At 69.6% G+C, this 10,198-nt stretch carries 9 protein-coding genes; 2 read left to right on the top strand and 7 right to left on the bottom strand.

Going from position 1 to position 10,198, the window contains the following annotated elements; translation table 11 throughout:
- Window positions 1–2: 2 nt before the first annotated feature.
- Complete coding sequence (locus BJY18_RS25775; protein WP_184782529.1) at window positions 3–569, bottom strand: TetR/AcrR family transcriptional regulator; 567 nt, start codon at window positions 567–569, stop codon at window positions 3–5.
- Window positions 570–660: 91 nt separating this feature from the next.
- Between BJY18_RS25775 and BJY18_RS25780 the strand changes: the two genes are divergently transcribed.
- Window positions 661–1,554, top strand: a complete 894-nt coding sequence (locus tag BJY18_RS25780; protein WP_184782530.1) for an aldo/keto reductase — start codon at window positions 661–663, stop codon at window positions 1,552–1,554.
- A 147-nt stretch (window positions 1,555–1,701) separates the two neighbouring features.
- Window positions 1,702–2,154 carry a carboxymuconolactone decarboxylase family protein gene (locus BJY18_RS25785; RefSeq protein ID WP_184782531.1) on the top strand — a complete coding sequence of 151 codons (453 nt, stop codon included), beginning with the start codon at window positions 1,702–1,704 and terminating at the stop codon, window positions 2,152–2,154.
- 31 nt (window positions 2,155–2,185) lie between these two features.
- Here BJY18_RS25785 and nicT read toward each other — a convergent pair whose 3' ends face one another.
- From nicT to BJY18_RS25815, 6 genes are all read right to left on the bottom strand, one after another.
- Window positions 2,186–3,265, bottom strand: a complete 1,080-nt coding sequence (gene nicT / locus BJY18_RS25790; protein ID WP_512699132.1) for a Nickel transporter NicT — start codon at window positions 3,263–3,265, stop codon at window positions 2,186–2,188.
- An 88-nt stretch (window positions 3,266–3,353) separates the two neighbouring features.
- Complete coding sequence (locus tag BJY18_RS25795) at window positions 3,354–4,283, bottom strand: N-acetylmuramic acid 6-phosphate etherase (RefSeq protein ID WP_184782532.1); 930 nt, start codon at window positions 4,281–4,283, stop codon at window positions 3,354–3,356.
- A gap of 16 nt (window positions 4,284–4,299) precedes the next feature.
- Window positions 4,300–5,301 (bottom strand): MurR/RpiR family transcriptional regulator, encoded by a 1,002-nt coding sequence (locus BJY18_RS25800; RefSeq protein WP_184782533.1) that lies wholly within the window; start codon window positions 5,299–5,301, stop codon window positions 4,300–4,302.
- A gap of 211 nt (window positions 5,302–5,512) precedes the next feature.
- The gene (locus BJY18_RS25805) at window positions 5,513–7,264 is read right to left on the bottom strand and encodes a serine hydrolase domain-containing protein (RefSeq protein WP_184782534.1); all 1,752 of its coding nucleotides are present in this window, start codon (window positions 7,262–7,264) and stop codon (window positions 5,513–5,515) included.
- An 11-nt stretch (window positions 7,265–7,275) separates the two neighbouring features.
- On the bottom strand, window positions 7,276–8,526 hold the full coding sequence (locus BJY18_RS25810) for an exo-beta-N-acetylmuramidase NamZ family protein (protein ID WP_184782535.1): 1,251 nt from the start codon (window positions 8,524–8,526) through the stop codon (window positions 7,276–7,278).
- A complete protein-coding gene (locus BJY18_RS25815) occupies window positions 8,523–10,190 on the bottom strand; it encodes a glycoside hydrolase family 3 protein (RefSeq protein ID WP_184784841.1) in 1,668 nt (555 codons plus the stop codon). Before BJY18_RS25815 ends, BJY18_RS25810 begins: the two co-directional genes overlap by 4 nt.
- Between the last annotated feature and the right edge of the window lie 8 nt (window positions 10,191–10,198).

Raw genomic sequence — 10,198 nt, forward strand, 5'->3', positions numbered from 1 at the left:
CCTCAGCGGCGAATGCCGTCCACCAGCAGGTCGAACATCCGGTTCAGCTGCTCTTGTCCGCCGTTGAGCGTGGTCGCGGAGACCATGCCGACCACGCTGACCACGACGTCCTCGGCGCGGATGTCGCCGCGCAGCGTGCTGTCCGCGATGCCGGCGTCGAGGATGGTCTGCACCGCGGCGGAAAGGTCCTCGCGCGCGTCGGAAACGACGACGGCGCCGGAGGCGTACAGCGCTCGCAGGGAGTCGGCCATTTCCCGCTTCGCGGTCGCGTAATCGGCGAACTTGTCCATCCAGCGGCGCAGCGCGCGGACCGGTTGTCCGGCGGCGAGCAGGATCTCCGCGCTGGCGCACAGCTGGGCCAGCTCGTCCCGGTACAGCGCCTCGACCAGCGCTTCGCGGGTCGGGAAGTGCCGGTAGAGGGTGCCGATGCCGACTCCGGCGTCGCGGGCGATCTGCTCCAGCGTCACCGGTTCCCGGCCGTCGGCGAAGGCTGCACGGCCTGCCTCCAGCAGCCGGTTGCGGTTGCGTTCGGCGTCCGCTCGGCGGCGTGGTGGTTCCTGACCCGACATGATGCGGAGGCTCCTCCGGTTCTGCTATCGTGACGATGCGGAGGCGCCTCCGCATCACTTTCCACTATGCCAGAGCTGGAGGCACACCCTCATGACTGCACGTGATTCTTCCGCACCCGGCGGTACCGCGAATCTCGCCGGACGCCAGGTCGCGCGGATCGGCTTCGGCGCCATGCAGCTGGAGCGTGCGTCGGCCGCGCACGAGGACCGCCTCGCGGTGCTGCGGCAGGCGATCGACGGCGGCGTCAACCACATCGACACCGCGCACTTCTACGGCGCGGGTGTCTGCAACGACCTCATCCGCGAAGCCCTCGCGCCGTACCCGCAGGACCTGGTCGTCGTGACCAAGATCGGCGCGGACAACAAGCCCGACGGCTCCCTCGAGCTGCGGCAGCGGCCGGAGGAGCTGCGCGCCCAGATCGAGGCCAACCTCACCGGCCTCGGCGTCGACCGGCTGGACGTGGTCAACCTGCGCCGCGGTGACGCCGCTCCCGGGCTGGTCGCCGAGGGCGAGCAGATCGTCGACATCGACAGCCAGCTCGCCGAGCTGATCGCCCTGCGTGACGCGGGCAAGATCGGCGCCATCGGACTCAGCCACGTCTCGGCCGACCAGCTGCGGCACGCGTTGCCCGCGAGGATCGTGTGCGTGCAGAACGCCTACAGCGTGCTCGACCGTTCCGGCGAGCCGGTGCTGGACCTGTGCCGGGAACACGGGGTCGCGTGGGTGCCGTTCTTCCCGCTCGGCTCGGCCTTCGACCTCGGCTGGGACGTCACCGGGCATCCGGTGGTCACCGGAATCGCCGCCGACCTCGGCGTCACCCCGGCGCAGGTGGCGCTGGCCTGGCTGCTGGCGCACGACGAGCACACCCTGCTCATCCCGGGCACGGCCAACCCCGCCCACCTGGCCGAAAACCTGGCCGTCCGCGACGTACGGCTGCCAGCGGCCGCGATCGACGCCCTGGACCACATCGCCGTGACGCCGTGACGCCGTGACCGGCCCGCAGCCGTGACCGGTGCTGCTCGAACTGTGCTGTCCAGAATCGCTCGTCCTGCACTGTCACATCCGGCAGCCCTGTCGAGTCCTCACTTCAGGACCCGCCGAACGCGGGCGAGGTGGCAGGAGGAGAACCTGATGCAGGCTCGGATGACCCACCCGGTCAAGGTGCACCCGGAAGCCATGCAGGCGCTGATGGCACTGAACAAGGCGGCGCACGCGAGCACGCTGCCCGCGGCCACCCACCAGCTGGTCCACCTGCGGGTCAGCCAGATCAACGGCTGCAGCGTGTGCGTGGACATGCACGCGCGTGAGCTGAAGCAGGCAGGGGAGACCGACGAGCGGATCTGGGCGGTCGGCGCCTGGCGGGAATCGCCGTACTTCACCGACGCGGAGCGGGCCGCGCTGGCGCTGGCCGAACACGTGACGCGGATCGCGGACCGCCCGGACGCGGTTCCGGACGAGGTCTGGGACGAGGCCGCCGATCACTACGACGAGAAGGAACTGTCGTCCCTGCTGCTGACCATTGCCGGGATCAACGTGTGGAACCGCCTGAACGGCGCGATCCGGCAGCCCGTCGGCTCCTGGTGACCGGTGCGGCGGCGCTTTCCGGCGCCGCCGCTCAGGCCGGGCCGTCCAGCCGGGCGCTCCACTTCTCTTCGATCCGGCCGAACCGCCACACCGCCAGCGCGACCAGCCAGGTGAACACGAACAGCGCGACGATCGCGAAGCCGGCGTAGTCCAGGTCCACGCCGGCGATCGCGGCCAGCGGACCGCGGGTGATGGCGAGCTTTTCGGCCAGCAGCGAGACGAGTTCGATGGTGCCGACGCCGAGCGCGACGGCCACCGACAGCGCGGTCACCGTGAGGTTGTAGTAGATCTTGCGGATCGGCCGGGCGAAGGCCCAGCCGTAGGCGTAGTTCATCAGCACGCCGTCGGCCGCGTCGAACAGGCTCATCCCGGCGGCGAACAACACCGGCAGTACCAGGATCGCGTACCAGGGCAGGGAAAACGCGGCCGCGCCCGCGGCGAGCACGAGCAGCCCGATCTCCGTCGCGGTGTCGAAACCGAGTCCGAAGAGGACACCCACCGGATAGCTGTGCCACGGCTTGCGGACCGTCTTCGTCAGGCCACGCAGCAGCCGGTTCATCAGTCCGCGGTTGGCGAGGTGGTGCTCCAGCGCCGCTTCGTCGAATTCGCCGCGGCGCATCGCCGCGAACACCCGGGCGAGGCCGACGAGTGCCACCAGGTTCGTGATCGCGATGAGGTACAGGAAAGCCCCGGACACCGATGTACCGATGAGCCCGGTGGTCTCGTGCAGCGCCGAGGAATCGTCCTCGAGCTGTCCGGCCAGCGCCCGCACACCGAGCGAGAGCAGCAGGCACAGCGCGAACACGATGGTCGAGTGCCCGAGGGAAAACCAGAACCCCACAGACAACGGACGTTGTCCCTCGGACATCAGCTTGCGGGTGGTGTTGTCGATGGCGGCGATGTGGTCGGCGTCGAACGCGTGCCGCATCCCCAGGGTGAACGCGGTGACGCCGAGCCCGATGCCGAATCCGCCCGCGGCGCCGAGTTCGTAGTGCCGCGGCGCGACCACCAGCGCCAGCAGTCCCCAGCCGACGACGTTGAGCAGCAGGATCACCACAGCCATCCCGCCGATCGACCAGCGCTCGCCTCGGGACTGGCTCGACTTGCCCACCCAGGAAGGCTAAACAGCCGCCCCGCCGAACCGCAACGCTCGTGAGTGCTGCGGCCGGTTCTCACCGGCCGCACCACCCACGAGGGGGTCAGCCGGCGCGCAGGTGCAGCGAGTCGAGTGCCTTGCGCACGTGCCCGCCGGTCGCCTCGAGCGCCGCGGCGGCGCGGGTGACGTCGCTGCCGGACAGCAGGTGCACGAGCGCCACTTTGAGGTCGTCACCGGCTTCGGCGAGCGCGTCCGAACAGTCGGCCATGGTCATGCCGGTGGCCTCCTGCAGGATACGCACCGTGCGGCCGCGCAGCTTCGCGTTGGTGGCGCGCATGCTGACCATCAGGTTGGAGTAGGTCTTGCCCATCTTGATCATCGTCGTGGTGGAGAACGCGGTGAGGATCAGCTTCTGCGCGGTACCGGCCTTCATCCGGGTGGAACCGGCGATGGCCTCCGGGCCGGTCGCGACGGCGATCAGCACGTCGACCCCGGACGGTTTGGCCGCACGCGGGTTGGCCGACACGAGGCCGGTGCGTGCGCCCGCCCGGCTCGCCGCGGCGAGCGCGCCGAGCACGTACGGCGTCCGCCCGGACGCGGCCAGCCCGAGCACGAAGTCACCCGGCCGCACGACCTCCGACAGCTCGGCTTCGCCGGCTTCCGCGTCGTCCTCGGCGTTCTCCACGGCTTCCCGCAGTGCCTTCGCGCCACCGGCGTGGTGCGCCACGAACCAGTCGGAGGGCACGTTGAAGGTGGGCACGAGTTCGGCCGCGTCCAGCGTGGCCAGCCGCCCCGAGGTACCCGCGCCGACGTAGTGCACCCGCCCGCCGCCGCGCAGCGCGTCGACCGCGTAGTCGACCGCACGGGCCAGCTGCGGCAGCACCTCCGCCACCGCGTCCGGCACCTTGCGGTCCTCGGCGTTGATCGCACCCAGGATCGCCTGGGTGGACATCAGGTCGATGTCGACGGTACGGGGGTTGCGTTGTTCGGTCGGAGAATCGACGTGCACCGCCTGGCACGGGACGGTCATCACGGGCCTCACTTTCCCCTCACTTGCCGGTTTCGCGCGGACGGCGGCGGCCGTCGGGCCTGACCCCGAGCCGGTGCGAGCCGACCGCATCCCTTGTCGCGTCGAGTGCGCTGACCGAGGCGTCCATGTGCCGCTGCGCGACCCCGATGAAAAGGCAGTCGATCACGGTCAGCTGGGCGATCCGGCTCGCCGTCGCGCCCGAGCGGAACGTGGTTTCCCTGGCCGCGGTGGTCAGTACGTGGTCGGCGACCTCGGTGACCGGCGAGCGCGGGAAGTTCGTGACCGCCACGGTCACCGCGCCGTGCTCGCGGGCCACGCGCAGCGCCTCCACGGTGTCCGTGGTGGCGCCGGTGTGCGAGACGCCGATCGCGACGTCGCCCGGCTGCATGACCGCGGCTGAGGTGAGCATGATGTGCGTGTCCGACCAGGCGAAGCTGATCCGCCCGATCCGGTGCAGCTTCTGCTGCAGGTCCGCGGCGACGAACGCACTGGCGCCCACGCCGTACACATCGACGCGCCCGGCATTCGCGACAAGGTCGATCACGCTCTGCAGCGCGGCCACGTCGAGCTGGTCGGCGGTCTCCTCGACCGCGCGCGCGTCGGCGAAGCTGACTTTCCCGATCACCGACGCCAGGTCGTCGCCCGGGCCGATCTCGCCGCCGAGGTTGCGCGTGGTGCGCGCCTCGGTGCGCGCGGTGTCCGCGGCGAGCGCGATGCGCAGCTGCGGGTAGCCACCGACGCCGACGGCCTTGCAGAACCGGGTCACGGTGGTCTCGGAGGTGTTCGCCGCGAGGGCGACCTCGGTGATACTGCGCCGCGCGACGGCGCCCGGGTCGTCGAGCACAACCTTCGCGACACGCTGTTCGGCCCGCGCGAGACCGGGCAGAAGAGAGCGGATGCGGACCAACGGGCTCGCGTCCGCGTCCCGCGCAGGCGGCTGACCTGCGAGGTGCTCGGACGGTGCGGTGATGACTACGGAATCGGTATCATCCGCCGTCGGAAAGTTACTAACCGTTGGCATTTGAGACAAGGTTACCCACATCCTTCGGCAGGATCACAACCCGTCCGTGTCTGCGGACTTCGGTTTGCGATTAATCGTCGTACTGAAAGTCGCTAACCGGGTCTGCCTTGTTAACGAACTCAAGCTAACGACTTGGCAACTTAGTGTCGCTACCGGAGGGCGAGTGGACCGCTGACTGGGACGGGATGTTCGGCACTGCGCGACGGCACGCTCACCGAGTGCTCAACTGCCACCCGGAAGAGGTCAGTTCGGCCGGGTTTCGCTCACCATCGAGAACGGTACGGCCGCGTTCGGTGACTTTCACACCGTCGAGTGAAATCCCGCGTCCGGTGTAGTTCGGGTCGGTCGTGTAACGCCAGCGGAGGGTCGTAACGGCCGCTGCCGGCACGTCGGCCGATACCTGCCACCAGGCACGGTGCCCGTGGCCGGAGAGGGAAGTCACAGTCCCGGCGGGCGCACCCGGACCGGTCGCGTGGAGCGGGACTCGTTGCCAATTGACGCCGTCGGTGCTCGCTTCGAGCTGAAGCGGGTCGCTCGGCCCCTCGGTGTCCACGAAGGCGTGGAACGACGCCCGCAGTGACCCGCTTCGTGACGACAGCGGCGGTGTACTGAGCGTGACCGTGGCGTCGTTGTCCGGGGCCGCGTACCAGGCGTCAAGGCCGACGACCGGACGCACTGCCATGGCCTTCGCGAGCGAAGTCGCCCAGACCTGGCGCGCGGTGTTGATGGATCCCCAGTCGCGCGTGGGGTGCACGCGGTTGGTGAGAAGCAGCGCGAAGGACCGCGACTCGGGGTCGATCACCAGTGTGGTGCCGGTGAACCCGGTGTGCCCCGCGGTGACCGGCGACGACAGCGCGCCCATGTACCACGGCTGGTCGAGCTCGAAGCCGAGACCGTGGGCGTCGTCGGGGAAGCGCGCGTTGTAGTTCGTCAGCATCTTCTCGACGGTGTCCGGCCGCAGGATGCGGTGCCCGTGGTAACTGCCGCCGTTGAGGATCGTCTGGCAGAGCACCGCCAGGTCGCCCGCTGTGGAGAACACGCCCGCATGCCCCGCGACGCCGCCGAGCGACCACGCGTTCTCGTCGTGCACCTGTCCGCGTACGAGGCCGCGCGGCGGGTCACTTTCGTACTCGGTCGCCGCGACCCGGCCCAGCTTGTCGGCCGGCGGGTTGTACCCCGTGTCGGCCATGCCGAGCGGCGCGGTGATGCTGTCGTGCACCACCTGGTCGAGCGGCTTGCCGGCGAGCTTCTCGATCACGAAGCCGAGCGTGAGCATGTTGAGGTCGGAGTACAGGTAGGTGCTGCCCGGCGCGTTCTTCAGCGGACTGCCGAGCACGGCCGCGCGCCGCGACGGGATGTCCGGATAGCCCTCCCACAGCGAGGGGGACGGGTCGGCGTCGAAGCCGGACGTGTGCGTGAGCAGCTGCTCGATCGTCACGTCCTGCTTGCCCTGCACACCGAACTCGGGCAGGTAACGCACCACCGGCGCGTTGACTTCCAGCTTGCCCTGGTCTGCGAGCTGCAGTGCGGCGATCGAGGTGAACAGCTTCGAGATCGACGCCAGGTCGAAAATGGTGTCGTCATGCATCGGAACCTGCTGGGCCAACGGCAGCTCGGTGCCCTTGGCGTCGGCGTAGCGCACGGCGCCGCCCACGGAGTAGCGGTCGACCACCACACCGTCGTGCGCGAGCAGGCCCACGGCGCCGGAGAAGTGCGGGTGCCCGCTGGCGTCCGGCTCCGTCCAGCTCTTCAGGAACTGCTCGGCGTCGCGGATCGGCCGCTGGTCGAGTCCGGCGTCGCCGGGGCCGCCTTCGCGCAGGGTCGTGCTCGCCGGGGCGAAACCGTGCTGTGGCCGGTCGAAGCGCCCTTGGCCGGGCCTGCTGGTGGTCGTGGCTGCTCCCGCGGTCGTGGTGGCCGCGAGCAGGACGGCCAGCGTCACGACGAGCACTTTCCTAGCACGCATGACCGTTCTCCTCAGCGATAGATCAGGTGGCGCCTGCGTTGACGGTCGAAGGCCATGAGCTCGGCGTGCCAGGATCCGGTGATTTCATCGACCCCGGCGCCGGCGTCGATCATCGTGCGCAGCCGCGCCGACCCGGACAGCTTGTCGATGGCCAGGTCCGGTCGCCACCCGAACTTGTCCGGAGCGACCCGTTTCGCCGTCACCAGCATCGCCACGGCGGTGCGGACCGCGTCGAACACACGCGGGTCGGTGACCGTGAGCTGTACGCCGCCGCAGGTCTCGTTCACGAACTTGCCGAACGTGGGCACGAAGTAGGTCTCGCGGAACGCAGCGCCCGGCAGCTGCAGCTTCTCCAGCTCCTCGCGCCAATGCCAGTCCATGTCGGGTGCGCCGATGATCTCGAACGGCCTCGTGGTGCCTCGACCTTCGGCGAACACGGTGCCTTCGAACATCCCGGTACCGGGGTAGACGAGCGAGGTGTCCGGCGTCGGCATATTGGGGCTGGGCAGCACCCAGCGCAGGCCCGTGTCGGCGAAGAAGGCGTCGCGCTGCCATCCGCGTACCCGGATCACTTCGAGGTGCTTCAGTTCCGCGCCGTCGGCAGGCAGGAACTCAGCGGCGAAGAAGCGGGCGAGCTCGCCGACCGTCATACCGTGCTGCTGCGCGATGGGTTTCAGACCGACGCCCGAAGCGAACTTCGGGTCGAGTACCGGCCCGGCGAGCCGGCTGCCGATCGGGTTCGGGCGGTCCAGCACCACGAAACCCGCGCCGACCTTCGCGGCGGCCAGCATCGCCGTGTACAGCGACCAGATGTAGGTGTAGAAGCGCGCGCCGACGTCGGCGATGTCGAAGACCACGGTGTCGAGCCCGGCCTTCGTGAACAGCGACGCGAGCTTGGTGGCGTCGGCGCCGTACGCGTCGTACACGGGAATGCCCGTGCGCGGGTCGTCGTAGTCGCCCTCGGAACCGCCGGCTTGCGCGCTGCCGCGGAAGCCGTGCTCGGGTCCGAAAGCCGCGACGGGTCGTACGCCGGCCGCCACCATCGAGTCGACGATGTGGTCACCGTTCGCGAGTACGCCGGTCGGATTGGACAGCACGCCGAGCTTGCGTCCGGCGAACGGACGCCATCCCTGCGCGGCGAGTTGTTCCGCCCCGGTGAGCACGCGCGGACCTGGTGCCGCCTGAGCCACGGCGGAGCTGGCCGCGAGCGCGGGCAACGCGACCGCGGGCACGGCGAGGAAGTTGCGACGGTTCAGGTTCACCAGGTCAGCCCATGTCCGAAGGGATATTTGACGGTCTGCGTGTCCGCACCGGCGGGAACGTCGACCGGGAGCTTCCCGCTGGGTTTCGTCTCGCCCAGCACCACCTTGGCCAGCGCCTCGAGCGACGGAGTGAGGTAGCCGTAGGTGGCGAGCCAGGTGGGCACGGGGTTGTCGTACCCGGCGTCGTACGGGATTTGCGCGGCCACCGCGACCACGGGTTTTCCGGTGTCCATCAGGGCCTGCAGCAGCTTGTTCTGCAACGGGAACCCGCCGAGGTTGTTGGTGAGGACCACGACGAGGTCGGTGTTCTTCGCGGCCTCCACGGCTTCGGCTGTCTGCGCGTCCGACGGCGTCTGACCGGTCTGCAGCGCGGTCGTCTTCGTGCCGTGCGCGGTCATCCGTTCGGCGAGCGTCTGCGTGCTGGTCTCGCCCCACCCGGTGACCAGCGCGGTGGCCGGCTTCTGCCGGAGCGGCAGCACCCCGGCGTCGTTCGCGATGGCAGTGATCGACCGGTCGGCGATGTCCTGGGAGGTCGCCAGGTGCTCCGGCGTGCCGACCTTGCGCCCGACCAGCGCCGGATCGTCGAACGGCGTGGTCAGGATCCCGCGCTTGAGCTTGAGTTTCAGCACCCGCAGCACGCTCTGGTCGATCCGCTGCATCGGCAGGTCACCGGACTTCACCGCGGCGAGCACCGAGTCGATCGCGAGGCCGAGGTCCACCGGCATGAGCAGCTGGTCCACCCCGGCCTTCAGCGCGAGCACGGGGATTTCCGCGTCGCTGTGCAGCTCGCGCACGCCCTGCATGCTGAGCGAATCGGTGACCACAACACCGTCGTAGCCGAGTTCACCGCGCAGCTTCCCGGTGATGATCGGCTGGGACAGGGTCGCCGGTTCCCCGGAGGGGTCGAGACTCGGGAACTGGATGTGCGCGCTCATGATCGAATCGATCCCCGCCGCGATGGCGGCCTTGAACGGCGGCACGTCGATCTCCCGCCACTGCTGTTCGGACCGGTCGATCCGCGGCAGCCCGGTGTGGCTGTCGGTGGCCGCGTCGCCGTGTCCGGGGAAGTGTTTGGCAGTGGAGGAAACCGTCTCCGCGGCCGGTCCGGAATCCTGGTACCCGTGCACCTCAGCGGCCACGAAGTCACTGGCCAGCCCCGGCTGTCCGGAGAACGACCGCACCCCGATCACCGGATTGGCCGGATTGGAGTTGACGTCGGCGTCCGGCGCGTAGTCCTGGTTGATCCCGACGGCCCGCAGCTCGTGCCCGAGCACGGTGGCAGCCTGCGTGCCCGCGGAAGTGTCCCGCCCGGCCGCCACGGCCATCGAGTTGGCGAACTCGGTGGCCGGCGCCCCCATCCGAGTGACCGTGCCGCCTTCCTGGTCGGTGCCGATCTGCAGCGGAATGTGCGCCCCGCTGCCGATCGCGGCCCGCTGAAGCCCGTTCGACAGCCGCGCGACCTGCTCCGGATCGTCGAAGTTGTCGCGGCTGTCGTTGTTGAAGTAGATGACCCCGCCGAGGTGGTACTTGCCGACCGCCTGAGCCGCGGTGTCCACGCCGAAGTCGGCCTGGTTCTTCGGGTCGACCTGGTCGGCGGCCGTCCCATTCACCCAGGTGACGAACAGCTGCCCGACCTTCTCCTCGAGACTCATCCCGCGCAACATCCGCCCGG

It is taken from the genome of Amycolatopsis jiangsuensis (genome assembly GCF_014204865.1).
Classification (GTDB): domain Bacteria; phylum Actinomycetota; class Actinomycetes; order Mycobacteriales; family Pseudonocardiaceae; genus Amycolatopsis; species Amycolatopsis jiangsuensis.